General features: G+C 58.2%; 25 protein-coding genes and 1 tRNA gene. 8 read left to right on the top strand and 18 right to left on the bottom strand.

Going from position 1 to position 23,582, the window contains the following annotated elements; all coding sequences use genetic code 11:
* Nucleotides 1-17 precede the first annotated feature (17 nt).
* The 4 genes from FOM92_RS01810 to FOM92_RS01795 form a co-directional block, all read right to left on the bottom strand.
* The gene (locus FOM92_RS01810) at nt 18-557 is read right to left on the bottom strand and encodes a GNAT family N-acetyltransferase (RefSeq protein WP_170226767.1); all 540 of its coding nucleotides are present in this window, start codon (nt 555-557) and stop codon (nt 18-20) included.
* On the bottom strand, nt 554-1,597 hold the full coding sequence (gene leuB / locus FOM92_RS01805) for a 3-isopropylmalate dehydrogenase (protein WP_143775064.1): 1,044 nt from the start codon (nt 1,595-1,597) through the stop codon (nt 554-556). The genes FOM92_RS01810 and leuB overlap by 4 nt, the downstream gene beginning before the upstream one ends.
* Before the next feature lie 64 nt (nt 1,598-1,661).
* Nucleotides 1,662-2,252: a DNA repair protein RecO gene (recO, locus tag FOM92_RS01800; protein WP_143775063.1), complete on the bottom strand. Its 591-nt coding sequence runs from the start codon at nt 2,250-2,252 to the stop codon at nt 1,662-1,664.
* Between the two features lie 37 nt (nt 2,253-2,289).
* Nucleotides 2,290-2,595 (bottom strand): hypothetical protein, encoded by a 306-nt coding sequence (locus tag FOM92_RS01795; RefSeq protein WP_143775062.1) that lies wholly within the window; start codon nt 2,593-2,595, stop codon nt 2,290-2,292.
* A gap of 243 nt (nt 2,596-2,838) precedes the next feature.
* On the opposite strand from FOM92_RS01795, the gene FOM92_RS01790 reads away from it, so the two are divergent.
* Nucleotides 2,839-3,096: a YjhX family toxin gene (locus tag FOM92_RS01790; RefSeq protein ID WP_143775061.1), complete on the top strand. Its 258-nt coding sequence runs from the start codon at nt 2,839-2,841 to the stop codon at nt 3,094-3,096.
* Here the strand turns inward: FOM92_RS01790 and FOM92_RS01785 are convergent.
* The 10 genes from FOM92_RS01785 to FOM92_RS01740 all read right to left on the bottom strand — a co-directional run bounded on the left by FOM92_RS01785 (nt 3,093) and on the right by FOM92_RS01740 (nt 12,815).
* Nucleotides 3,093-3,983: an alpha/beta fold hydrolase gene (locus FOM92_RS01785; protein WP_143775060.1), complete on the bottom strand. Its 891-nt coding sequence runs from the start codon at nt 3,981-3,983 to the stop codon at nt 3,093-3,095. The two genes, FOM92_RS01790 and FOM92_RS01785, sit on opposite strands and share 4 nt — an antisense overlap.
* 57 nt (nt 3,984-4,040) lie before the next feature.
* Nucleotides 4,041-5,978, bottom strand: coding sequence for an excinuclease ABC subunit UvrC (gene uvrC / locus FOM92_RS01780; protein WP_143776273.1), 1,938 nt, complete (start codon nt 5,976-5,978; stop codon nt 4,041-4,043).
* 158 nt (nt 5,979-6,136) lie between these two features.
* Entirely contained in the window at nt 6,137-6,691 is a 555-nt protein-coding gene (locus tag FOM92_RS01775; RefSeq protein ID WP_425473372.1) for a F0F1 ATP synthase subunit B family protein, read from the bottom strand.
* A 106-nt stretch (nt 6,692-6,797) separates the two neighbouring features.
* Nucleotides 6,798-7,292 carry a F0F1 ATP synthase subunit B family protein gene (locus FOM92_RS01770; protein ID WP_143775059.1) on the bottom strand — a complete coding sequence of 165 codons (495 nt, stop codon included), beginning with the start codon at nt 7,290-7,292 and terminating at the stop codon, nt 6,798-6,800.
* Nucleotides 7,293-7,352: 60 nt separating this feature from the next.
* Nucleotides 7,353-7,580, bottom strand: coding sequence for a F0F1 ATP synthase subunit C (locus FOM92_RS01765; RefSeq protein ID WP_123153826.1), 228 nt, complete (start codon nt 7,578-7,580; stop codon nt 7,353-7,355).
* A 42-nt stretch (nt 7,581-7,622) separates the two neighbouring features.
* Complete coding sequence (locus tag FOM92_RS01760) at nt 7,623-8,378, bottom strand: F0F1 ATP synthase subunit A (RefSeq protein ID WP_211347367.1); 756 nt, start codon at nt 8,376-8,378, stop codon at nt 7,623-7,625.
* A gap of 67 nt (nt 8,379-8,445) precedes the next feature.
* The gene (locus FOM92_RS01755; protein WP_143775057.1) at nt 8,446-8,763 is read right to left on the bottom strand and encodes an AtpZ/AtpI family protein; all 318 of its coding nucleotides are present in this window, start codon (nt 8,761-8,763) and stop codon (nt 8,446-8,448) included.
* 209 nt (nt 8,764-8,972) lie between these two features.
* The gene (locus tag FOM92_RS01750; RefSeq protein WP_143775056.1) at nt 8,973-9,362 is read right to left on the bottom strand and encodes a YdbL family probable chaperone protein; all 390 of its coding nucleotides are present in this window, start codon (nt 9,360-9,362) and stop codon (nt 8,973-8,975) included.
* Nucleotides 9,362-9,601: a YnbE family lipoprotein gene (locus FOM92_RS01745; RefSeq protein WP_246087118.1), complete on the bottom strand. Its 240-nt coding sequence runs from the start codon at nt 9,599-9,601 to the stop codon at nt 9,362-9,364. Before FOM92_RS01745 ends, FOM92_RS01750 begins: the two co-directional genes overlap by 1 nt.
* Nucleotides 9,602-9,626: 25 nt before the next feature.
* The gene (locus FOM92_RS01740; RefSeq protein ID WP_143775055.1) at nt 9,627-12,815 is read right to left on the bottom strand and encodes an intermembrane phospholipid transport YdbH family protein; all 3,189 of its coding nucleotides are present in this window, start codon (nt 12,813-12,815) and stop codon (nt 9,627-9,629) included.
* 111 nt (nt 12,816-12,926) lie between these two features.
* On the opposite strand from FOM92_RS01740, the gene radC reads away from it, so the two are divergent.
* Together radC and FOM92_RS01730 are read left to right on the top strand one after the other, a co-directional pair.
* A complete protein-coding gene (radC, locus tag FOM92_RS01735) occupies nt 12,927-13,622 on the top strand; it encodes a RadC family protein (protein ID WP_143775054.1) in 696 nt (231 codons plus the stop codon).
* A 39-nt stretch (nt 13,623-13,661) separates the two neighbouring features.
* Nucleotides 13,662-14,918: a multidrug effflux MFS transporter gene (locus FOM92_RS01730; RefSeq protein WP_143775053.1), complete on the top strand. Its 1,257-nt coding sequence runs from the start codon at nt 13,662-13,664 to the stop codon at nt 14,916-14,918.
* A 47-nt stretch (nt 14,919-14,965) separates the two neighbouring features.
* Here FOM92_RS01730 and FOM92_RS01725 read toward each other — a convergent pair whose 3' ends face one another.
* The 4 genes from FOM92_RS01725 to FOM92_RS01710 all read right to left on the bottom strand — a co-directional run bounded on the left by FOM92_RS01725 (nt 14,966) and on the right by FOM92_RS01710 (nt 17,800).
* Nucleotides 14,966-16,525 carry an amino acid permease gene (locus tag FOM92_RS01725; protein WP_143775052.1) on the bottom strand — a complete coding sequence of 520 codons (1,560 nt, stop codon included), beginning with the start codon at nt 16,523-16,525 and terminating at the stop codon, nt 14,966-14,968.
* A gap of 67 nt (nt 16,526-16,592) precedes the next feature.
* Nucleotides 16,593-16,970 carry a histidine triad nucleotide-binding protein gene (locus FOM92_RS01720; protein ID WP_143775051.1) on the bottom strand — a complete coding sequence of 126 codons (378 nt, stop codon included), beginning with the start codon at nt 16,968-16,970 and terminating at the stop codon, nt 16,593-16,595.
* Between the two features lie 3 nt (nt 16,971-16,973).
* Complete coding sequence (locus tag FOM92_RS01715) at nt 16,974-17,291, bottom strand: phosphoribosyl-ATP diphosphatase (protein WP_143776270.1); 318 nt, start codon at nt 17,289-17,291, stop codon at nt 16,974-16,976.
* Nucleotides 17,291-17,800, bottom strand: coding sequence for a MarR family winged helix-turn-helix transcriptional regulator (locus FOM92_RS01710; RefSeq protein ID WP_143775050.1), 510 nt, complete (start codon nt 17,798-17,800; stop codon nt 17,291-17,293). Before FOM92_RS01710 ends, FOM92_RS01715 begins: the two co-directional genes overlap by 1 nt.
* Nucleotides 17,801-17,877: 77 nt before the next feature.
* On the opposite strand from FOM92_RS01710, the gene FOM92_RS01705 reads away from it, so the two are divergent.
* From FOM92_RS01705 to FOM92_RS01685, 5 genes are all read left to right on the top strand, one after another.
* A complete protein-coding gene (locus FOM92_RS01705; RefSeq protein WP_143775049.1) occupies nt 17,878-18,966 on the top strand; it encodes a branched-chain amino acid aminotransferase in 1,089 nt (362 codons plus the stop codon).
* Between the two features lie 106 nt (nt 18,967-19,072).
* Nucleotides 19,073-19,147 (top strand) — tRNA-Gln (locus tag FOM92_RS01700).
* Between the two features lie 156 nt (nt 19,148-19,303).
* A complete protein-coding gene (locus FOM92_RS01695; protein WP_143775048.1) occupies nt 19,304-19,999 on the top strand; it encodes a response regulator transcription factor in 696 nt (231 codons plus the stop codon).
* Between the two features lie 23 nt (nt 20,000-20,022).
* Entirely contained in the window at nt 20,023-21,309 is a 1,287-nt protein-coding gene (locus tag FOM92_RS01690; protein ID WP_170226765.1) for a FecR family protein, read from the top strand.
* Between the two features lie 43 nt (nt 21,310-21,352).
* Nucleotides 21,353-23,575 carry a CHASE2 domain-containing protein gene (locus FOM92_RS01685; protein WP_143775046.1) on the top strand — a complete coding sequence of 741 codons (2,223 nt, stop codon included), beginning with the start codon at nt 21,353-21,355 and terminating at the stop codon, nt 23,573-23,575.
* Nucleotides 23,576-23,582 lie beyond the last annotated feature (7 nt).

Below are 23,582 nucleotides of genomic sequence, written 5' to 3'. Positions count from 1 at the left end.
GAGGCAGCAAAACGAGGTCAACGCAAAAGCGCCCATAACTTCACATCTTCAAATTGGCCCCATTTGCGAACACGGTGCCGAAGATAACCTTCCTGTTCAAAACCAAGTTTTTTGAGTAGTTTGCCCGATGCCTCGTTGCGCGTCATATGATATGCGCAAATCCGGTGAATCTCGAGGGAATCAAACGCAAAATTCACTACCCCTTTGGCGGCTTCAAACGCAAATCCCTGCCCCTGCCGCATCGGATCAATCCAAAAGGCAAGCTCGGCCTGGCCATGCTCCCGATTGATGTCATGCAATCCCGCATATCCAATCAATTCACCATGATGATCGGCAACGGCAAAACCAATGTGGTCGCTAGCTAATGTTTCGGATTGGCTCCGTTCAATCCATTGGAGTGCGTCCGCGCGCGTGAAGGGATGGGGAACCGAAATGGTTGTGTCGGCAATTGACCTCTGTCCGGCGATTCTGACCAGATTATCCGCGTCAGCATTGGCAAAAGCACGAAGCAGAAGCCTTTCCGTCCGTATCAACGGTAAGCCCGCTGCCGGATTCACAATGCCTCCAGCACAGCCTCACCCATCTGCTGGGTGGACATGCTGCCTCCCAAGTCCGGGGATCGCGCCCCGGCTGCCAGCGCTCTGGCAACCGCAGCTTCGACGCGACTGGCCTCCTGCGCATGATCAAGCGAATAGCGCAGCATCATGGCCGCGGACAATATGGTCGCCAGCGGGTTGGCTTTCCCTTGTCCGGCAATGTCAGGTGCGCTGCCGTGAATGGGCTCATAAAGCCCCTTCTTTGCGTTATCGAGTGATGCGCTGGGCAGCATGCCGATTGATCCGGCGCACATGCTGGCCTGGTCGGACAGGATATCGCCGAAAAGATTGCCGGTGACGATGACATCGAACTGGCCCGGATTGCGGACCAACTGCATGGCGGCATTATCGACATACATGTGGCTGAGCGCCACGTCCGGATATTCCTTCGCGGTTTCGATCACTACATCGCGCCACAATTGCGAGGTTTCCAGTACATTGGCCTTGTCCACCGAGCACAGCTTTTTACCGCGCGCCATCGCCGTTTCAAAACCGACACGGGCAATCCGGCGGACTTCATCCTCATTATAGGACATGATGTCATAGCCTTCGCGCTTGCCATCGGCTGTGGTGCGCATGCCCTTTTCGCCAAAATAGACATCGCCGTTCAGCTCGCGCACGATGACCATATCGATCTGGCTGGCGACTTCGGGACGCAAGGCGCTCGCATCCGCCAGTTCCGGAAACAGTTTTGCGGGGCGCAAATTGGCAAAAAGGCCAAGTTCTTTGCGCAAACCCAATATTGCCTGTTCGGGGCGCAAATGCCGCTCCAGCGCGTCGCAATCGGGATCGCCCACCGCGCCAAATAAAATCGCATCGGCGCGTTTTGCAAGGTCCAGCGTTTCGGGCGGCAGAGGATGGCCGGTCGCCTTATAGGCCGCACCGCCGACAAGGGCTTCTTCAAAATCGAGCGAGTCGATCGATAGCGCTTCCAGCACGCGGCGGGTCTGTGCGATGACTTCGGGTCCAATTCCGTCGCCGGGAAGCAAAGCAATAAGCACGGGTCCGATATCCTTCTGGCAAATGATAAGAAAAGTCCGGTTTCCCTTGCCGTCCCCGCCCCGATTAGGCAACCGCCCTTTTTAACCTATCCACCAGTCGTTCCCGCGCCGCCATCACATCTATGCGGCGCTCGCCCAGCACATGGGCCACCAGCCGCTCCCTGTTCTGCGCCATCATGGCGACCGGGGCGCCTTCAACCTCGGTCTCTTGCGCATAGCCAAGCTCGGCGAGCAGCAGGGTCTCGTACTGCGCCACCGCGCCCGCCCATATCCGCGCCGCAGGGGCCAGTTCAATTGCGGAGAGCAAGCCATCCAATGCACTGTGCAGCCGGGGATAGGGATGCCCCTCGGGCAATGTCGCAGCCGTCAGGGCCGTCACCCAGTCAATCGCCGCAATCGCAAGCGGTTCCGACAGCAAATGCGCACGGCTGTGAACAGGTTCGGCCACCAACGATGCCAGTTGCCCCGCTGTCCGGACGCGCCACTCCCCCTTTATGACATTGCCGGGGATGAGCACGGGGCGCAAATTCCGCCCGCGCGCGCCTTGCACATAGCCGGCGAGCATTCCTTCATCAGCGCAGAAGGCCCGGACGATCGCCCCGGTTTCCCCGTGGCTGCGAACCGAACAGATAATGGCCGTGGCGCTGATATGCATAAGCCATCATGCCAAGCCGGTACCGAAAGCGATATCCCTAATTTTCGCTGATTTTGAACAGGGCCGCGCCTTCATATTTTTCGGCTTCCGGTTCGAACAGTTCATCAATCTCGAAATGGCTGTCGGTAATCTGCAGATCGTTCAGCCCCTGCAGGTGAAAGGCCCCGAGCTTTTTCTCACGCGGCGGTTCGCCATGCTTTTCAAGCGTTATCGCATCGATGAACAACGCGTTATTCTTTGTATACAGGACATGCGGCGCAAGTTTCATGGCCACGCCATTATACACCGCCGTCACACATTTTTTCAGCGCAATGGCTTCCAGGAGAAGTTGGTTCGTCGACATGGAGCCCAAATTATCGCAGCCACAGCCGCGCGCAAGTGTAAAATTGTGCAGCGCAGCAAAAAACAGGCGGGCTTGCAAAAATCCGGGCGGGCGATATTCTGAAGGTCCAATTGAGGAATTTATGCAAGAGATTGCCACCCGATAACCCAGTGATTGCGGGTCATCCGCAACGCTGAAGTTTTAGCCCCCGGCCATGCGTAGCGCACAGGCCGGTCCCTAAACTTATCCAACGGGTTATCTCCCATGAACATTTCAAAACAGGAACAACGCGTGTTGCACGCGTTGGCCCAGGGCGGTTCAATCATACACCGCTTTGACGATCGCGGTCATATTGTCGAAGTCGACTGTATGAACCGCGACGGCTGGCGTCTTGCCGACTGCACCCTGGCTGTCTTTCAAAAACTGCGGCGCAGAAAACTGATCGGCAGCCTTGGCGGCGCACCCTACCGCATTACGCGACAGGGCCTGCGCGCCGTAAGGGCGCAACTCGACAACCGTTAGTGCACCGAGGCCGCGTGACTGGCAATCAGGTCAATCATGCGGCCCACCTGCGAAGGCGGAAGGTCATGTGCCATATCGTCAATAATCTCCAGCCGGGCACCGGCGATGTGGCGGGCGATATCCTCGCTGCCTTCTTTCGGCACCAGAGGGTCTGCGCCGCCGTGGACGACAAGAGTTGGCACCTTGATCGATTTCAACCGGTCGACCCGGCTGCCATCCGCGACAATGGCCAGCAACTGGCGCTTCATGCCGATGGGATAATAGCCGCGGTCAAATGCCCGGGCGGCCATTTCGGCATAGGCGCTTGGTGGGCGCGCCGGATCGGCGAATGATATGGACTCAAGCGCTTCCGCGCCCAGCCGGACCGCCTCTTCACGCGTCGGATTGGACGGCCGGGGCGCCATCAGGCGTTTGCGGATATCCGCCCGCGGTCCGGGCAAACCCGGCCTGCCGCTGGAGGACATGATGGAGGTCATGCTCCGTACCCTGTCGGGGAAATGAGCCGCCATCAACTGCACGATCATGCCGCCCATGGAGGCGCCGACGATATGCGCCTGCCCAATATCGAGGGCGTCCAGCAATCCGATGCCGTCCCTTGCCATGTCCGTCAGGCTGTAGGCCGTTTTCACCGGCAGACCGAAGCGCGAGGCGAGCATGGCCCAAACCAGACTGCCGGCAGGGGCGCCGTCCATGCGCTGCGACAGTCCGACGTCGCGATTGTCATAATGGATGACCCGGAAACCTTGGGCGACCAATCCCTGGATCAGGTCATCCGGCCAGGCAATCATCTGTGTCCCCAGCCCCATAACGAGCAAAATCACCGGCGCGTCCGATGCGCCTGCTTCCTCATAATAAATCTCTATGCCGTTGGCGTTGATGGTTGGCATATTCGTCCCCTGCTCCAAAAATCATCTCTGCGCCGACTATGTCGCATGATTGCAGCTTCATCCACTGGAATGATAGAAATCATACACCGTCTGCGCGACCGCCGCCGAAACGCCCGGTGCCTTTTTCAGGTCTTCAAGGCTCGCGCTGCGCACCGCACGGGCCGTGCCGAAATGCATCAGCAGCGCCTTTTTGCGCGAGGGGCCGATGCCCGGCACTTCGTCCAGCGGACTTGCGGTGATGGCCTTGCTGCGTTTGGTCCGATGCGCACCAATGGCAAAGCGGTGCACTTCGTCGCGCAAACGCTGGAGGTAAAACAGGACGGGCGCATTTACCGGCAAGGTGATTTCGCGGCCGTCCGGGAAATGGAAAACCTCCCGCCCTTCGCGGCCATGGTTCGGCCCCTTGGCAATGGCAATCAAAGGCACATCCTCGACGCCGATTTCCTCAAGCGCGGCCTTCACCGCGCTCATCTGCCCCTTGCCACCATCGATGAGCACGAGATCGGGCCACTGCCCGCTATCCCGGTCGGGGTCATCCTCCTGCGCGCGGGCAAAGCGGCGCTGGAAAACCTCCCGCATCATGGCAAAATCATCGTCGGTCGCGGCCTGTTTGATATTGAACTTGCGATACTGCCCCTTGATGAACCCTTCGGGCCCTGCAACGACCATTGCACCCAGCGCGTTCGTTCCCTGGATATGGCTGTTATCATAGATTTCGATGCGCTTGGGCGGCTCGGGCAATTCGAACAGGTCCGCCACTTCCTGCAACAGCTTGCCTTGCGTCGTGCTTTCCGCAAGCCGCCGGTCGAGCGCCTCTTCAGCATTGCGGGTGGCCTGCGCGACAAGGCGTACCCGGTCGCCGCGCCGGGGAACCGATATCTCGATCTTCCGCTCGGCCCGTTCCGACAGCGCCTGCGCCAACAAGTCCGCTTCGGCCAGTTCCCGGTCCAGCAGGATCAAACGCGCGGGAGGCACATCCTCGTAAAATTGCGCAAGGAAGCTGGTAAAAACTTCATCTTCCCCAAGTTCGGAGACATGGGACGGAAAGAAGGAGCGATGCCCCCAATTCTGGCCACCGCGAATGAAAAAGGCCTGAATGCCCATAACGCCATTGCGGTGCGCGAGCGCAAAGATATCCGCATCGCCGACGCCCTGCGCATTGATCGCCTGGCTGCCCTGAATGAAGGTCAGCGCCTTCAGCCGGTCGCGCAACAAGGCGGCGCGTTCGAAATCGAGCGCCTCGGCCGCCGCTTCCATTTCGGACGCGAGCTTTGTTTGCACGCCCGATGATTTGCCATCCAGAAATGCCTTGGCGTCGGCAACCAGATCCGCATAGGCGCGGTCATCGATCCGGCCGACGCACGGCGCCGAGCATCGCTTGATCTGGTATAACAAACAGGGCCGGTCGCGATTGTTGAAGAAACTGTCGGTGCAACTGCGCAAGAGAAAGAGCTTTTCCAGCGCGTTCAGCGTCTGGTTGACCGAACCGGCGCTGGCGAACGGGCCATAATATTGCCCCTTATGCCGACGCGCCCCGCGATGTTTCTGGATACGTGGAAATTTGTGGTCGGCGCGCAGCAATATGAAGGGAAAGCTTTTGTCATCGCGCAGCAGGACATTGTAGGCCGGGCGATACCGCTTGATCAGTTGCGCCTCCAGCAGCAGGGCTTCGGCTTCGCTGTTGGTCGTGACAATCGTCATTGACCGGGTCAGTGCGACCATGCGCCGTAACCGGTTTGGCAAACGGTCGATCTGCACATAATTGGTCACACGGTTTTTGAGCGCGCGCGCCTTGCCCACATACAGAACATCGCCCCGCGCATCGTGCATCCGGTACACACCCGGCTTGTGCGGCAAGGTCTTGAGGACATTGCGAATTGCCGCAACACCCGTCTCCAGATCCGGCGCATCCGCCCCCCGCACCGCATAGGTCGCCTTCTCCTCATTGAAGCGGGAAGCAGCATTTGGCTGATCAGGGCGGTCGGCTTTGGACATTGTCGAAGGTGATGTAAGCGACGAGTTCAACCTGCACAATGCCATTCCGCCAACGGCAGACAGATGCGTGAATTCAGGTCATTTGCACGGATTAAGCACAAAAAAGATGCCATTCCCGCACAAGCGGAAATGGCACCAAATTACCCTCGGGAAAAATCTTAGTTCAGCGAATTTATCGACTCGTCGATAAGCTTTGCATCCGCCTTTGCATCGTGATGCGCGGCGATCAGTTGTGCCGCAGCGGCAGCAGCGGCGCTGGCGGCCTTTGCGCGGACATCGGCGATGGCGGCGCGTTCTGCGGCTGCGATCTTGTCTTCGGCGGCTTTGGCGCGGCGTCCGATCAGGGCGGTGGCATCTTCCTTGGCCTGAGCGACGATCAGCTTGGCTTCATCTTCTGCCGCAGCCTTCATCGCTTCTGCATCGGCAGCAGCCTGCTTTGCCTTGGCTTCATACTCGGCCTTGATGGCTTCCGCCTCGGCGCGCAGCGCGGTTGCCTGGTCCAGTTGTTCCTTGATACCCGAAATCTGCTTGTCGAGCGCAGCACCGATCATCGCCGGTACTTTCTTCCAGAGCGCCAGGACAATCACCACGATCATGGCAAGCGCGACGAGCATGGTCGCATCGAAGCCTAGTGCAGACGGAGTAGCATGCTCTTCACCACCATGCGCTTCCGTGCCGGCGTGCGTCGTAGGCACTTCGTCATTTTCAAGCATGTCGAGTGCCTTTTCGGCTTCCCCGACCTTGGTTGTGGAAGCAGCCGTCATGTCATGACCGGCATGCGGATCGGTTTCGGTCGCGGCCGTTGCGGGTGCTTGTTGATTAGCCATTTGCCATTACCGCCTTTACTGCCGACGCTGCTTGCGCTGCGCTTACCTTGGCACCCGAAACCTTGGCAACGATGTCTGCGGCCGCTTCAGCAGCAACCGTTTCAATGCTGGCCATTGCCGCAGCGCTTGCCTTGGCAAGATCGGCTTCAGCCGCCGCAAGTTTCGCACCAACCTCGGCATCTGCCTTGGCCAGACGCTGTTCCGCGTCTTTCGCTGCCTTCGCCTTTGCGTCGTTCGCCTTTGCCTGCGCAACCAGACGTGCTGCCGCAAGATCAGCCTCACCGCTGTCACCCAGATTGTCCGCCTCGGCACGGGCGCGTTCCGCGGCCGCAAGATCGTCCGCAATCTTGCGATCACGTGCGTCCATATTCGCTTCGATCTTTGGCAACATGCCCTTGCCGATCGTGAAATAGATCAGGCCAAAGACAATCAGCAGCCAAAAAAACTGCGACGCATAGGTTTCAAGAATTTGGGCTATTTGAGGCATGATACTTAGCTGTCCTTAATGAAGATTGGGCCCCGGCACAGGCCGGGGCAAAACCGTCAATTAAGCAACGAAGATCAGGATCATCGCGACGACGAATGCGAGCAGACCGAGAAGTTCAGCAGCCGCGAAGCCGATGAACAGACGGCCCTGCTGGCCATCAGCCGCTGCAGGGTTGCGAAGCGCGCCCTGAAGGAACGATCCGAAAACGTTACCCACACCACCGGCGGCAAGGCCGGCACCAATTGCTGCAAGACCGGCACCGATCAACTTTGCTGCTTCTGCGTCCATGATATTAACTCCTGTTCAAAACTAAAATGAGTGGTTGAAAACTTAGTGTAAATTGACCGCGTCGTTAATGTAGAGCGAGGTCAAAAGCGCGAAAACATAAGCCTGAATGGCGCATACCAGCAGTTCAAGCAGGGTGATGCCGATCATCAGGATGAAGGACGGCACGCTGACCACCAGCGGAACCCATGCGGCCTGCGCATTCAGCCCGTTGATGACGAAGCCGGCAAGCACCTTCATCAGGACGTGCCCTGCCGTCATCGCAACGAACAGACGAAGCGCGAGGCTGAAAGGACGGATCAGGAACGAGAAAAGTTCGATCAGCGGGATCAGCCACAGCAGCCACCAGGGTGTGCCGTGGGGAACGAAGAGGCTGAAGAAGTGCAGGCCATGGCGCCAGAAACCGACGACCAATACCGTACCGAAGCTGAGCACGGCCAGAACGGCGGTGACAGTCAGGTGGCTGGTTACCGTGAAAGGATGGACGCCGGGAACAATACCGAAAGGCATCATTCCCATGAAGTTCGCCATGAGAATGAACATGAACAGCGAGAATACGAGAGGCACATATTTCTTGCCTTCGGGGCCTACGCTGGACGTCACCATATTGTTTACAAAACCGGTTACGCCTTCAACCGCCATCTGCCAGCGGCCGGGGACCAGATCGCGCTTCATCCCGCCCCACATGAAGAGCCAGAGAGCGCCCAGGACGATCATCATGAACAACGAAGAGTTGGTGAAGGAGACGTCATAACCGCCAATATTGAGCGGCGCGAGCGGCTCAATCTGGAATTGGTGCATCGGATCGATTTTGCCGCTTTCGCCTGCCACGTTCACTACCCTGTAAAATACACGTCAAGCGCCCGGGCTATTCCGGACGCTCGTTGGAGATCTTTATGATATTCCTGAAGGCGACTGCGATGCCCAAAAACATGCAGACCAACAGAAGCGCAGGGGAAGTGTTAAACAGACGGTCGAACAACCAGCCTATCAAAGCACCGCCTGCAGGACCTGCGATCAATTCGGTCAGAACCCTGTTTCCCTGCCGCATTCCTTTGGCCGGAACCTGATCTGTACCCGTACGAACCGCTTCGGCTTTCCGCGCCGCTTTCAGCTGCATGTCTAACGAATCGAGCCGAGCGTCACTTTTACCGTTGCCATCCTGCCCGGAGTTGTTCGATGCCATGTGATTCCTACCTTTTTACGAAGAGAAACCGCCACGAAATCGGGGCAACCCCGCCTAGGCACCGGCGCTTTAGGAGAGCCCTCCCGACAAGTCAACAGGCCGACCGCAACTTTGTTGCGCCGCAACAGAAAAGAGCCGCACCATCTCTGGCACGGCCCGTTCCCGTTATAGCCTTACGCTATGGTTCTTCTGTCGGCCAGCCCGTCCCGTCAGGGGCAGCGCGGGTCAAGTTCGGGACGCGAAGCATCGCGTGTTTTCCACTGTCCGCCGGGGGTCTGATATTTCTCGCCCGGGACGGTGCGTTCGGCGATCAGGCGGCAGCCGCTGCGCAGCGCCATTTCCTCGACAGTCGCGCCATTGGCGAGCGCCTCTTTCGAATAGGCGGCCTTGCGCTTGATGTTGATGTCCTCAACAAGCGCCCTGATCGCAGGCGACGGGGGCGTCACGAAACCCAGATATCCATCGGCCTTCTCGCCCACCAGTCCGCTTTCACGCGCACCCTGATAAGCGGGATCACGCCCCGACTGAAACGCAATGGCACCCGACGCGGTAGCGCCCAGCAACAATGCGGCAATGACCATTTCAACTGACTCTTTCATCAAAATATCTCCGGATTCTCTTCAATCACCTTCTCGGACGCCGCGGACAATTTGAGCAGAACTTCCTGCCGAACCGCGATGTTCAGATTGATCACTATCGGTTTATCAGGAGCTGTCACCTGGACACAGCCGGATAAAACGGAAAGCATGATCGGTGTCAGAACGAGTATCAATTTCCCCATGTTACGGCGAATCGCACTATCCATGCGGTTCGTCAATTGCGGATACATATGCGTCATGGCCGCTTTCCCCTTGCTGAATGGGTCATTCATCTTTCTGTTCATCTTTCTTAACGGGCGCGTCGGTCGCTGTCGGTCGATCCGACGAGCCTTCGCGACGTTTTTCCAATAATTCGGGCAGTTCGCGCTGAACAAATAGGCTGGGGTCATAATAGTCGCGTATCTTGTTGATCAGCGCCATAAACTCCGCCGTGATAGTCACGTTGAATTTGATAGGTATCCGCGCAAGCTGCTTGGTGATGAAGTTGCGCTTTGCGCCGCTCCCCTGTTGTAATCCTGTAAAACTGATGTCGGTCACAATCTCGCCATCCAGTTCACCGCCAACGCCTATTGTCAGGGTGGAATAACGGATGGACCTTAAGGCTTCGAACGCGAAGTTTCCGAATGTGCCCATATCCTCATACGCCAGTTCGCCAAGATAGCTCACCTCGCCGCCCCCGGGGCGGGATACCAGCGCACCGCCTTCGATACGTCCGCCGTCCTGGTTGAAAATCATCGGCAGGGTCCCGTCAAACACCCCAGTCACGCGCAGATTCTGGAAATCATATCCGGCAAGGAATTTCTCCGCGTCCACACCGACTACGCGGAAGGTCAGCCGCCGTTCTTTCTCGACCCCGAAATCCAGCGTCGTCGGTTCCAATATCAGTTCACCCCCCGCAAAGGGCCAGCGCCCGGATTCGATGCGCACCTGCTGGTCGGGAAGCAACTGGTAGCGGATCGATCCGTTCAAGGCCGGGATACCGGGATTGACGGAAGTTATGGTCGCGATCTGGGATGGCCCGGTTTCGAGGCCGAGGAGGTCGGTGAACACCATCTCGGTGGTCAACCCTTCCACCGGACCGAAGGCTGCCGCAAGGTTCATGCCCGTGGTCGCCACACGTCCGCTGCTCCGGACCCCCTGGGCGTCCCATTCGATGCGTCCATCGCCGTTGACGACGCCATCGACATTGGCAAAGACGCCGACGACCAGTGGCGTAAGCTCGGAAGGTTGAAAACTTTCGGTGAACCGCAAATTGTCGACCGCCAATAAGGCCCGGCCGCTGCTGGTGTTCAGGGCATGCCGGATGTCGACGCCGGCAACGCGCGTGCCGGTTTCCGGCTCCGTAATATTGCCGATCGCGGTGATGATATTGTTTTCAAGTGTCAGCAACATGTCGGGCACACGCATCGGCTTGAACCGGTCAACCTGCTCGGCATCGAGGACCTGCAAATTGCTGTCCAGTGTCAGCACATTATTCAAATAGCGCCAGTTACCCGCCGCATCGTCGATCAGGAGAGGAACATTGCCGATCTGACCGGAACCGCCCTGCAGCGTGCCGGTCGTACCTCCACCGCCGAACCGGCCGGTCAATTCCGCCACCGCGAAATCGGTGGCGCTGTCCGCCTGCCCAAGGTTGACCGCGACATTCCGCGCCACAAAACCGTCGTCCAGGCTGAAACGGATGGACGCGCTTTGTGCCGATAAAGGCGAGCTGCCAAGGCTGCCGCGCACCGCGAAGTTCGGGAGGTTGGCGACAAAGCGTGTCCGTCCGTTGCCCGTCGAAAAAACCGGCCTTCCCCCGTCGGGGCAAAGCCGCAGACTCTGGGATCGCAAGGCCAAACTCGCAATCTTCAGGGAATCGAAACGAACCGACTGGCAACTGTCATAAAGCGCAAACCCGCCGCGATCGTAGCGGCCCGACAAGGGCAATTGCATGCCGCTGACAAATCCGTTCGGCAAAGGCCCTGACAACAAGGCCTGCCCGTTAAAGCGCCACGCGCCGCCCGGGCTGCCACTAAATGCCAGTGCGGGAACCGCCAGCCGTGCCGAGCCGCCTGTGAAAGGTGCAACCCTTATATTGCCCGCCCATTGCGAGCCCGAGGACGGACGCAAGGAAAGGGTAGCGTTGGGAACATCGCGTCCACTGAGCGCAAGTTGCACAGGCGCACCGATCCGCCAACCTGTTGCCGATGACTGGATCACAAGCGGGCTGATCTGGCGAAGCTGCGCGCCCGAGTTGCTTTTGACGGCCAGCGACGAAATGGTTGATCCCATACGCCCCTGAAAATCGCGGAAGGCGTCAAATTCGATTGTGCCGTCAAAACGGTCCCCTGCCCGTTCGACGACCGGTGCGATACGCGCAAGTAACGACCCCACCGGCGTATCCCGCGTCTGCGCCACCAGTGCGCGCAGGCTTCCCAGTGATCCGCGATCCAGCGATCCGCCGCCCACCGCCATGTCTCCCCGGGCGGAAAGGGCGAACTTGCCGTCGTTCAGACCTCCATAGCCCTTCGCATCCAGCGACAGGCGCGAAACGGTCAAGGGTGCCGACCGCACGCCAGCCTTTTCCAGAGCCAGCGCAAAATTGGTCCGGCGCAACCCGCCATCGACCGAAAGCACGCCCTTTGGCGCTGTTGCAGCGATGCCCGGATAGCGGATCGTGGCGGCGGCAAATCCGATATCGCCGACCCATTTGTCGAGACGCTCGGACAATTTGACATCGACATCCACTTTGGGCGCGGCGACGGCCAGTCCTTCCGCCGTGCAGTCCAATGAAGATGCTGACAATGGACCGATCAGGTGCGGCTGGCGCCATTCGAGCAGCAGCTTTCCGTCATAGGCGACCGCCGGCGCGCGGCAACCGCCCGCCGCGATGGCCGTCGACCGGAGCGACAGGCGGGCGGCAAACTGGTTGCGGAGAAGTCCCCTGCCGTTCAGCCCGACACCTATATTCCCCCACGGCGTTTCAATACGCGCTTTTGCATCCTTTATGACCAGTCCGATGTCGGGCCATTCAAAGGGTTCTTTCGATGTGGGGTCGGCAAATTTGTCGAGTTCACCAAAGGACAGCTTGCCATCGGCATAGCGCCCGCGCAGCGATATGCCCTTTGCACGGACATCGCGCAAATTCGCGCCCGAAAAATTGAGGGCAACATCCACTTCAACTTCATCGGCCGTCAGATCGGGGCGCGCGGGGTCCCCTATGACCAGATTGCGGATACGCTGGGTCCGGAAACCGATCTGGTCGATGGTATAGGTTGCCCGGATTCCCCTGCTCGCCAGTTCGCTTTGCACGAAACGGTCGGCAATGCTGTTACGCTGCGCCCATGCGACCAGGATCAGGACGGCGAAAAGGACGGTGACTGCGGCAAATATGGTATATTTCCACCGCCAGCCGCGAAAGGGTTCGGGCTCGCTATCCATGAGATTTTCGGCGTCGGCAGGTAACTGCATGACTGTCAAATGCGTGAAAGGGCATAGGGTTGCAATGCCATTCGCATCTATAAGCTTGCCTGAACGACAAAATTTTCCGAAAAGACGATAAATTGCAAGAGGATAGCCGTGATGGGGGTCGCCCACACAACCGATTCACACCATGGAGCAGGCCACCGCGCCCGCCTTCGAACACGCCTGCTGGAAGCGGGAGGTGACTCGCTTCTCGACCATGAACTTGTGGAATATATTCTGGCGCTTGCCATTCCGCGTAAAGACACCAAGCCATTGGCCAAGCAATTGCTGGCCCATTATGGCGGCTTTTCGGCATTGTTGACCGCAGATACCGAAAATATCGCCCGGCAATCCGGCATGGGCGAAACGAGCACTGCGGCGCTTAAAATTGTCCAGGCCGCCGCCTTGCGCCTATTGAGCGAACCGGTACGCGAGCAGCCTATTTTAGCGTCCTGGCAGTCTCTTCTCGATTATCTACGGGCCGATATGGCGCATCTGACAATCGAACGTGTCCGCACCCTCTATCTGAACAGCAAGAACATGCTGATCCGCGACGAGATTGCCAGCGAAGGGTCGATTGATCAGGCTGCCATTTACACCCGCGAGGTCATAAGACGGGCCATGGACCTTGGCGCGGCTGCAATCATACTGGTCCACAACCACCCCAGCGGCGACAGCGCCCCCAGCCGTCAGGATATTGCCATGACGCGCGATATCATCGCTGCCGCCAAAAACTTCGGGATCGCCGTGCATGACCATATCATCATCGGCAAAGACGGTTATTCAAGTATGCGGAGCGCTGGGCTCATTTAGCGGGTGGCCAAAACTGTGCGGGTGCAGCATAGGTTGCCTATGAACTCTCCCCTCCCCCTCAAAAAGACTCTCGGTGACAAGGAACTGACGGTGATGATGGCGTCGCTGATGGCGCTGAACGCCTTGGCGATTGATTCCATGCTGCCCGCTTTTCCCGCAATTGTCGGCAATCTCAGCCTCGCTAACCCCAATAGCATCCAGTATGTGATCTCGGTTTTCCTTGTAGGAACCGGGATTGGCGCGTTGATCCACGGCCCCTTGTCGGACCGTTACGGACGCAAGCCGATCCTGTTGATTGCAACAGTCGGCGCGGCCCTGTTTTCGCTTGCCTGCAGTTTTTCCAACAGCTTTGAACTGCTGCTGGCCATGCGTTTTTGCCATGGCCTGATGGCCGCCGCGATGGGGGTTCTGGTTGTCTCGGTCATCCGGGACCAGTTTGAAGGCGACGCCATGGCGCGGCGCATGTCGACCATTTTCCTGATATTCATGATCGTTCCCATTATCGCGCCTACCATCGGGCAATTTGTGCTGCTCTTTGCAGGGTGGCGTACCATTTTCGACCTGATGGCTTTCATGGCGATCGCGGCAGCGTTCTGGGTCTATTATCGTTTGCCCGAAACGCTGCGTCCGGAAAATGTCATTCCCATCGAACCGCATGCCCTGGCCAAAGCGTGGACAAAGGTCATCACGAACCGCAATGCGGCAGGATATATGATCGGGGCCGGTATCGTGCAGGGGGCGCTCTTCGGCTATCTGAACAGCTCGCCGCAGCTTTTTGACGAGGTCTTTGATGCGGCCAGTTTCTTCACCATCGGTTTTGCCATAGTTGCGCTTGGAATAGCCGCATCCAACTTCACCAATGCGCGGATTGTCGAGCGATTTGGTGCCCGCCGGGTATCCCAAACCGCCCTGATCAGCTTCATCATATTGGGGCTGTTTCAGGTTGCAGCGGCTGAATTTGCGCCGACATCACTCCCCCTGTTCCTTTCGTTGCTGACGGCGAATATGGCCATGGTCGGATTTATCGGGTCCAATTTTTCGTCCATTGCCATGACCCCTTTTGGCGAGGTGGCCGGCGCGGCTTCGTCATTCCAGTCATTTGTCAAAACGCTTTTGGCTGCAGGTATTGGCGCTGCCATTGGCCAGCAGTTTGACGGCAGCGTTCTGCCGGTTGCAGGCGGCTTTCTGGTGTGCGGCCTCGCCGCTTTGGCGCTTGTACTGTGGTGCGAAAAAGGTGTCTTGTTTACGCGCCCGGGCACGACACCTAAATTACCCTCTAACCCGCGGGGGCAATAAAAAAGGGAGGCCGAAGCCTCCCTTTCTGTTTCATGTTACGACTGTTCTTAATTGTCGTGCACGGGTCCGGGGAATTCCCCCATGTCCGGCGCAGCATCCATCATCTGGTCATGCTGCAGGTTTGAATTGCGCATTCCGTAGATGAAATAAAGCGCAACCGCACCCACCAGGAAGTAGATGAAGAATATCAGCACATTGAAGGGAACAGTCGTGATCAGATAGAGGCACGACAATATGCCCAAGGCCGGCGTCAGCGGATATAATGGTACCGAAAATCCGCGTGGCAGATCAGGTGCTGCACGACGCAGATAGATAACCGACAGACACACAATGGCGAATGCCGCCAATGTACCGACAGAGGTCATGTCACCCAACACGTTGATGTCGAAGAAGCCAGCCGCAACGGCGGTGATGGTACCCACGAGCATCGTGTTGACATAAGGTGTGTGGAACTTCGGATGCACCCGCGAGAAAATCTTGGGCAGCAAACCGTCACGTGCCATGGTGTAGAAAATACGCGTCTGGGCGTACATCAGAACCAGCACAACCGACGTCAGACCGATGATGGCACCAACCTTGATCGTCTTGGCGAGCCAGGCCCACTGCGCACCGAAGCTGTCGACAACAACGGCCACAGGATCCGGCACGTTCAGCGACGCATAGGGAACCAGCAAGGTCATGATCGCTGCAACCAGCATATAGATGACGGTGCAGACAATCAGCGAACCGATAATGCCAAAGGGCATATCGCGTTTCGGGTCTTTGGCCTCCTGACCTGCGGTCGAAACGGCTTCAAACCCGATATAGGCAAAGAATACGATCGACGCGGCGCGCATGATGCCGTCAACGCCGAATTCGCCGTCGCCGGTGTTTTCGGGAATGAATGGCGTCCAGTTGGTCGCCATATATTCGCCAAGGTTCGACAGCACGATAAAGCCGCCGACTAGAATGAAGGCTGCCAATACGCTGACCTTGATGGCCACGATGATGTTGTTGACCTTTGCCGATTCCGACACGCCAACCATCAACAGCAGCGCAAGCGCCATACAGATGAGGAAGGCAGGCAGGTTAAAGATCGCCGTTACGGTTGCGCCATCAACAAGCACAGGTGCGCCGTCCCGCATCAGCACCTGCCCTGTAGGACCGGTCAGTTCTGCAGGTATGACGATGCCGAAATCCGCCAAGAGGCTGACGACATAGCCGCTCCACCCAACCGCGACCACCGACGCGGCAAGACCATATTCGAGTAACAGCAAAGCGCCCATGATCCAGGCAACAAATTCGCCCAATGTGGTGTAGCTATAGGTGTAAGCAGAGCCGGATACCGGCAATGTTGACGAAAGCTCGGCATAGCAGAGGCCTGCAAAAGCGCAGACGAGGCCCGCCACAACGAAGGACAGCATCACCGCCGGACCAGCGTGCAACGCAGCCGCACTGCCGGTACGCACGAAGATACCTGCCCCGATAATGCAGCCAACCCCCAGCAACAGCAGGTTCCATTTGCCTAGCGACCGTTTCAGTTCGCTGCTGGCCGTTTCTTTTTGTACTTGTGCGATCGTTTTGCGCGCGAACATGCGCTGCATCACGGTTTGCGGTTCACTCGCCATCTTCTTCTCCCCGAAGGATTGTTATTTCGCGGAAACTAACCGCAAATGCAAAGCGCGCAACTTAATTTCAACGAACAAGCATCGGTCCCAGCGGTTTTCCACCAAAAATGTGGACATGCAGGTGCGGAACCTCCTGATGTGCATCGAATCCGGTGTTGGCGAGCAGGCGGTAACCCGGCTCAACCAATCCCATCGTGCGCGCGACATGGCCGACCGCTCTCACGAATCCGGCAATCTCCGCTTCGCTTGCCTTGGCACTGAAATCATCCCAGCACACATAGGCACCCTTGGGAATGACCAGAACATGCTCGGGCGCTTGCGGGTTGATGTCGTGGAAGGCCAGTGCCCATTCGTCTTCATACACGGTCCGGTTGGGAATTTCACCGCGCAGGATTTTGGCGAAGATATTCTGGTCATCATAGGGCTGTGTCGCGTCAATCGGCATAGATCACTCCGTTCTGCTGGCCTTTTCTGCTATTCCCGACAGGCCGTCACGGCGGTCCAGTTCGGCAAGCACATCATCCACCGACACGCCGCCTTCGGCCAAAAGGACGAGCAGGTGAAAAAGCAGGTCCGCCGCCTCGGCGGTCAGTTTGGCCGGGTCGCCGGACAAAGAGGCAATCACCGTCTCGGTCGCTTCTTCACCCAGCTTCTGGGCAATTTTTTCCCGACCTTTGGCAAACAGGGATGCCACATAACTTGTGTCCGCCGTTGCCCCGCGCCGTTCGGCGATGACCTTTTCCAGCCTGTTGAGCGTATCGCGCATCATATATCCTTTTGTAACGCGGCAACCATTGCGCGGTCTTCGGTCGGTATCAGCCCCTCCAACACCCGCCAGAAACCGGTGACCGATTCCTGGCCGGCCGCGGCATAGGCGGTTGCAAGGCTGGTGCGCAAAGCTTCGAACAGCTGGGCTTCAAATGCTTTCCCCTGTTCGGTCAGCCGCAACAGCTTTTGCCGCCGGTCCGCCGAACCGCTTCGCGTTTCGACAAGATTGCGGGCGGACAGATCATTGAGCACGCGACCGAGCGACTGTTTGGTGATGGCCAAAATCCGCAGCAAATCGCTGATCGTCAGGTCCGGCTGGCGCGCGATAAAATAAAGCGCGCGGTGGTGCGCGCGTCCAAGGCCATGTTCGGCCAACCCCTCGTCAATCGAACGGGTGAGCCGGGTATATCCGAAAAACAGCAGTTCGACGCCGCGGCGGACCTCATGCTCGCGAAGAAACAGGGGTGATGCAGCAGGCGTTGCAGGGATAGGAGATGGGACAGCCATATTGACGTATCTTGGCGCAGCCCATAGGACAGTGCAAGCCCTTAAGGGACGAACACAACAAGGTATTGAGAGCAGATATGACCGCTGGCGCATTTCCATTTGAGGCGAACCCGAACCCGGTTGACGACGCCCGCCGTGCCGAACTGCTCGCCGACCCCGGCTTTGGACGCGTGTTCACCGACCATATGGTGACCATCCGCTATTCCGATGACAAGGGATGGCACGATGCCAAGGTAGGTCCCCGCGCACCGCTGACGCTCGATCCGGCGACCGCCGTGCTGCATTATGCGCAGGAAATTTTCGAAGGGCTGAAAGCCTACCGGCTCGCCGATGGCACCATGGCGCTGTTCCGCCCCGAACAAAATGCCCGCCGATTCCAGCGTTCCGCCAAAAGGCTTGCCATGCCGGAATTGCCGGAGGAGCTTTTTCTGCAATCCTGCCGCCAGCTTGTTGAGGTGGACCAGCATTGGTTCCCGCCGGTCGAAGGCGGATCCATCTATCTGCGCCCCTTCATGATCGCCAGCGAGGTGTTCCTGGGCGTGAAGCCGTCGGCGGAATATCTCTACATGGTGATCGCATCGGCAGCCGGTAACTATTTCAAGAGCGGCGCGCCCGCGATCAAGATATGGGTTTCCGAACATTATACCCGCGCCGCCCCCGGCGGGACGGGTGCGGCCAAATGTGGCGGCAATTATGCATCGAGTCTGGTTGCGCAGTCCGAAGCCATTCGCAACGGATGTGACCAGGTCGTCTTTCTCGATGCCGCAGAGCATCGCTGGATTGAAGAACTGGGCGGCATGAACCTGTTTTTCCTCTTCGACGATGGAACGCTTATCACGCCGCCGACCGATGGCACCATCTTGGAAGGCATCACCCGCGAATCGATCATCGAACTCGCGCGCGAACAGGGATTGAACGTCCGCGAAGAACGCTATGCCATTGACCAGTGGCGCGCCGATGCCACGTCCGGAAAGCTGGTCGAGGCATTTGCCTGCGGCACCGCTGCGGTCGTCACACCTGTCGGCAGCGTGCACAGCACCAATGGCAGTTTCACCATAGGCGCAGGCGGACCCGGCCAGATTACCCAGCAATTGCGGGGCAAACTGGTGAACATACAGCGCGGGATTGCGCCCGATCCGCATGGCTGGGTACAACCCATCGGCTGATCGAAATTTCCCGCGTTTCGGCAATTGCCATTGCCGAAACTCGCGCTATAAGGCCGCCGCAGCACAGGAGGCTTCGGCCACCTGATCGCGCAAAAAGCCAAGATGATGGGGCGTCGCCAAGCGGTAAGGCAGCGGCTTTTGATGCCGCCATTCGCAGGTTCGATCCCTGCCGCCCCAGCCATCTTCTTCCATTCCGTCATCGCTTCATCGCCACGCAAGCTTTGTAAATGCTTGTAACAACGCACAACGTGCACTGGCGCGGAGGGGCGATTCACTATATTTGGCCTCCCGAGGGACACCTTTTAGAAAATTGGTGCCATTGGGTAGGGTCGAACATATGCGTGTTGTTATTGCCGATGACGAGGCGGACGTCGTAGCTTTTCTGAAATCGATTGTGGAAGAACTGGGCCATATTGCTGTCAGTTTTGCGGACGGCAACAAACTGTCGCAGGCGCTGATGCGCGAAACGTTCGATCTGGTCATTCTCGATTGGAACATTCCCGGCAAGGACGGGATTGATCTGCTCAAATGGATGCAGGCATCCCTGCCCGAGCATCCGCCGGTGATCATGATGACCAACCGGTCGGCGAAAAAAGACATCAGCGATGCCCTGAACGCAGGCGCAGATGATTATATCACCAAGCCGGAAGACCGTTCGGTCGTTGCCGCACGTATCAATGCCATGCTGCGCCGAAATGCGGGCGCCGGTGCCTTTGATGCAGAGGCGGTTTACGGCAAATATCATCTGAACCGGCTCGACCAGACCGTCACACTCCATGGCGAGACCATCACCATGACCGCCAAAGAATTCGAGCTGGCCGATCTGTTTTTCCGCAATGCGGATCGCACTTTGTCACGCAATTACATCATGGAAACAATCTGGCGCACCAACGCCGTGCTCGCCACGCGCACGCTGGACATGCATATTTCCCGTGTGCGTGCAAAGCTTGACCTGCAGCCTGAAAACGGATTTCGGATTTTTACCGTCTTCGGTTATGGCTACCGTCTGGAAACGATTACAACAAGCAACTGACGGGACATATTATGCGGCCAACCATGCCACGGCTTGCCACTGCATTTCTGGGCTTCGCATTAAGCCTTTGCGGGACAACCGGGGCGGCAGCGCAGAGTGAGGCTGCTCCGGTCCGCTATAGCGTACAGAAGGGCGACACCCTTATCGGGCTGGGCGACCGCTATTTCCTGACGCCGCAAAGCTACAAGATTGTCCAGCGTCAGAACCGGATCGTCGATCCTTACAGGATCCCTATCGGCAAAATTCTCACCATCCCGCGCAGCCTTTTGAAGTACCGGCCGGCATCAGCGGAGATTGTTGCGGTTCGCGGTCAGGTTACACAAAATGACGCCGCCGCACGGAACGGGCAAAAATTGCAGGAAGGCACGGCCATTACGACCGGTCCGTCATCTTTTGCGACAATGGTGCTTGATGACGGTTCGCGTATTTCCCTGCCGTCGAACAGCGCAATCCGCATCCGGCGGTTGCGTACCTATCTGCTGGGCGACATTCTGGATTATGACTTTGACGTCGCCCGGGGCGGCATCCGGTCGTCGGTGGCGAAAAAGAAATCGCCGGACGACAGTTACCGCGTCCGCACACCCAAGGCGGTTTCCGCCGTCCGCGGCACGGATTTCCAGTCGCGCTATGATGCCGATACGCAGAATGATTTTGCCGAAGTCGTCGAAGGCGGATTGTCGGTTGATGCGGGCGGTAAAGCCGCGCGTGCTGTCCCCGCAGGCAGCGGGCTGGCGGTCACGGCCGATGGCGGTGTTTTCACCGAAGCCCTGCTGCCCGCGCCCGAGCTGGTTGCGCCCGGTCGTTTGCAAGCCGACAAGATCGTCCGCTTTGCTGCAGCCCAGACGGTCCCTGTGCGCTACACCATTGCAAGCGATTCCGGCTTTATCGAGCAGGTTGCCGACAGCATTGTGCCGGACGGTAAAGCCGAATTTGCCGATTTGCCCGACGGCAATTATTTCATCCGCGCCCGCGCCATTTCGCCTGCAGGGTTGCAGGGCTTGCCCGCCACATTCACCTTCAAACGGCGTCTGAACAGCGTAACAGGAACGGCGGGCCGCGAAAATGACGCCTATGTGTTTCGCTGGCGTGCCGAAGGCAACGGGCCGCAAAGATTCCATTTCCAGCTGTTCCGCAACGCCGTCACAAATGTGGCTATGGTCGACGAGGCAGGCCTGGAATCAATGATGATTTCGCTGTCGGATCTTCCGCCGGGCGATTATTTCTGGCGTGTAGGGTCCATCCAATATGCCGATGGCGAAGCCGCCGCCAGCTGGACCCCGATTGAGAAAATAACGGTCACGGCCCCTTGATGGTGGCCCGGCCCGCTCTGCGCCGGAAAGGTGGAGACGACTTGTGAATTTGCGGCGTCGCCTTGCTGCCGAATGGCTGGCCATCGGTCTGTTTGCGACCTGCCTGCTCGTTGCCTCGCTATTCTGGCGCGGCACGGCAGCTTTCGACCATCTGCTCTATGACCAGCTCAGCGCAGCCCAACGTCCGCCCGCTGACAACGACATATTGATTGTCGCCATTGACGACACCAGCCTGACCGCGCTCGGCAAATGGCCGTGGGACCGCGAAATCCATGCGCGGTTGCTGTCCAAACTCCAGCAGAAGAAACCACGCGCCATCGCATTCGACATTTTGCTGAGCGAGCCGGGCGCACCGGATTCGGACCAACGGCTTGCGGCCGCACTGTCGGCGGGGCCTGCGCCGGTCTATATTCCCCTGCACTTCAACACACCGGGCAGCAACGGCCGGGATTATGATACGATCCTGCCCGTGCCGGCTTTCACACAGGCTGCGGCCGGGGTCGGACATGTAAATATCCAGTTCGATGATGACGGGATCGTGCGCCGGACCACACTCTGCTTCACACCCGACAAAGGCGGCAAGACCTGGCCTCACCTGATCACGGGTCTTTTCCAGGGCAAAGACCCGTCTTTCCCCAAAGCGGGATGTGCCGAACCTTTGCTCATCCCCTACACCGCACGGGGCAGCTTCTCCGAAATTTCCTACGCGGATATTCTCAACAGCGAAGTGCCTGACGAACTGGTTCGGGGCAAAAACATCATCATCGGCGCAACCGCCGCGGGTATGGGGGATAATTTCCCGACACCCAATGGCGAAGGCGGCATGCTGGCCGGGGTGGAGGTGATGGCAAATGTTCTCGCCGCGTCGCGCCGGAACGATTTTATCCGGCCCTTGCCCGATCCGTGGACCTATGCCCTGACCCTTGCCCCTATGTGGCTGCTGATGTTCGGCTTTTTACGCTTTCGACCCCGCGTCGTGTTGATGATTTCCCTTCTCTCGCTTGCGGGAATTCTCCTGCTCAGCATCGCTCTGCTGTTCGGCCGCCTGTGGTTTCCGCCCGGCACAGCCCTTTTGGGCATATTGCTGGTCTATCCCTTATGGGGCTGGCGCCGATTGCAGGCGATGAGCGTGTTCATGGATTCCGAATTGCGCGGGCTTGAACAAAGTGGCGAGGTCCGCCCCCTGCCCATCCCGACAAACCAGACAACCGATCTGGTAGGTCGCCAAAGCGAAGCGCTCGCCAGCGCCATCGATCATATGCGCGACCTGCGCCGTTTTGTTTCCGATACGCTGGCCGACCTGCCCGATCCGATGTTTGTGACCGACCCGGAAGACAGGGTCACCCTGACGAACAAGCTGCTTAATGAAAGTCTGGACAAAGACATTTCGGGCTGGCGGCTGACCGATGCGCTTGACCTGATGGTTATCCCGGATCAGCGGCCTATGGTTGACCTTTACATCGCCCAATCCCACGCAAAGGGTCAGGAATATGTGCGGTTCGCATCGCCTGCGGAAAAAACATTCGTCATGCGCCGGTCCGAAGTGCGTAGCGATTCCGGTATTTTACACGGCCACATCCATTATCTGACCGACATAACCGCGCTGGCCAAGGCCGAGCGCGATCGCGAAGAAGTGCTGCAGCTTCTGTCCCACGACATGCGTGCGCCGCAGTCGTCGATCATTGCCCTGCTTGACGGCCCCGTCGACGCCGACGCCAGAAAACGGATCGAACGCAACGCGCGACGCACCATTCAACTTGCCCAGGATTTCGTCGACATCGCCCGTATGGGAGAAACAGAATTTGCAGGAGAAGATGTACTGCTCGCCGATCTGGTCCGAGAAGCGTCCGACAGCCTGTGGCCCCTCGCCCGCGAACGGGGAATCAGCTTTGCAATACGCGACACAAGCGACAGCGCCTTTGTGCTGGCCGAACCGGAAAGCCTGCACCGGGCAATCTGCAACCTTGTCGACAATGCGATCAAGTTCAGCCCGGCGGACGCCGCAATCGGCATAGATATTGGCCGGCATGACGAAACACACATAATCGTGACGATATCCGATAGTGGTGACGGTATTGATGCCGATCTGCTGCCGAACCTGTTCACGCGTTTTGCCTCAACCGGCAATCACAGCGGACGGGTGAAAGGTGTGGGCCTGGGTCTGGCCTTTGTGCATGCGGTCATTACGCGGCACAATGGGACGGTCTGGGCATCAAATGGTGACAATGGCGGCGCCAGATTCAGCTTCACCCTGCCGATTGCCTGAACACGGA

The sequence above is a fragment of the Sphingorhabdus contaminans genome, assembly GCF_007280415.1.
Classification (GTDB): Bacteria; Pseudomonadota; Alphaproteobacteria; order Sphingomonadales; family Sphingomonadaceae; genus Sphingorhabdus_B; species Sphingorhabdus_B contaminans.
Note: the sequence above shows the minus strand (reverse complement) of the source record. Positions and strands in the feature narration are given on the sequence as shown.

What these genes read in the sequence shown, in the direction of transcription:
- recO (WP_143775063.1), bottom strand. Translation starts at nt 2,252, where the DNA reads ATGCATATCAGCGCCACGGCCATTATCTGTTCGGTTCGCAGCCACGGG.
- FOM92_RS01795 (WP_143775062.1), bottom strand. Translation starts at nt 2,595, where the DNA reads ATGTCGACGAACCAACTTCTCCTGGAAGCCATTGCGCTGAAAAAATGT.
- FOM92_RS01790 (WP_143775061.1), top strand. Translation starts at nt 2,839, where the DNA reads ATGAACATTTCAAAACAGGAACAACGCGTGTTGCACGCGTTGGCCCAG.
- FOM92_RS01785 (WP_143775060.1), bottom strand. Translation starts at nt 3,983, where the DNA reads ATGCCAACCATCAACGCCAACGGCATAGAGATTTATTATGAGGAAGCA.
- uvrC (WP_143776273.1), bottom strand. Translation starts at nt 5,978, where the DNA reads ATGTCCAAAGCCGACCGCCCTGATCAGCCAAATGCTGCTTCCCGCTTC.
- FOM92_RS01775 (WP_425473372.1), bottom strand. Translation starts at nt 6,691, where the DNA reads ATGCTTGAAAATGACGAAGTGCCTACGACGCACGCCGGCACGGAAGCG.
- FOM92_RS01770 (WP_143775059.1), bottom strand. Translation starts at nt 7,292, where the DNA reads ATGCCTCAAATAGCCCAAATTCTTGAAACCTATGCGTCGCAGTTTTTT.
- FOM92_RS01765 (WP_123153826.1), bottom strand. Translation starts at nt 7,580, where the DNA reads ATGGACGCAGAAGCAGCAAAGTTGATCGGTGCCGGTCTTGCAGCAATT.
- FOM92_RS01760 (WP_211347367.1), bottom strand. Translation starts at nt 8,378, where the DNA reads ATGCACCAATTCCAGATTGAGCCGCTCGCGCCGCTCAATATTGGCGGT.
- FOM92_RS01755 (WP_143775057.1), bottom strand. Translation starts at nt 8,763, where the DNA reads ATGGCATCGAACAACTCCGGGCAGGATGGCAACGGTAAAAGTGACGCT.
- FOM92_RS01750 (WP_143775056.1), bottom strand. Translation starts at nt 9,362, where the DNA reads ATGAAAGAGTCAGTTGAAATGGTCATTGCCGCATTGTTGCTGGGCGCT.
- FOM92_RS01745 (WP_246087118.1), bottom strand. Translation starts at nt 9,601, where the DNA reads ATGACGCATATGTATCCGCAATTGACGAACCGCATGGATAGTGCGATT.
- FOM92_RS01740 (WP_143775055.1), bottom strand. Translation starts at nt 12,815, where the DNA reads ATGCAGTTACCTGCCGACGCCGAAAATCTCATGGATAGCGAGCCCGAA.
- radC (WP_143775054.1), top strand. Translation starts at nt 12,927, where the DNA reads ATGGGGGTCGCCCACACAACCGATTCACACCATGGAGCAGGCCACCGC.
- FOM92_RS01730 (WP_143775053.1), top strand. Translation starts at nt 13,662, where the DNA reads ATGAACTCTCCCCTCCCCCTCAAAAAGACTCTCGGTGACAAGGAACTG.
- FOM92_RS01725 (WP_143775052.1), bottom strand. Translation starts at nt 16,525, where the DNA reads ATGGCGAGTGAACCGCAAACCGTGATGCAGCGCATGTTCGCGCGCAAA.
- FOM92_RS01720 (WP_143775051.1), bottom strand. Translation starts at nt 16,970, where the DNA reads ATGCCGATTGACGCGACACAGCCCTATGATGACCAGAATATCTTCGCC.
- FOM92_RS01715 (WP_143776270.1), bottom strand. Translation starts at nt 17,291, where the DNA reads ATGCGCGATACGCTCAACAGGCTGGAAAAGGTCATCGCCGAACGGCGC.
- FOM92_RS01710 (WP_143775050.1), bottom strand. Translation starts at nt 17,800, where the DNA reads ATGGCTGTCCCATCTCCTATCCCTGCAACGCCTGCTGCATCACCCCTG.
- FOM92_RS01705 (WP_143775049.1), top strand. Translation starts at nt 17,878, where the DNA reads ATGACCGCTGGCGCATTTCCATTTGAGGCGAACCCGAACCCGGTTGAC.
- FOM92_RS01695 (WP_143775048.1), top strand. Translation starts at nt 19,304, where the DNA reads ATGCGTGTTGTTATTGCCGATGACGAGGCGGACGTCGTAGCTTTTCTG.
- FOM92_RS01690 (WP_170226765.1), top strand. Translation starts at nt 20,023, where the DNA reads ATGCCACGGCTTGCCACTGCATTTCTGGGCTTCGCATTAAGCCTTTGC.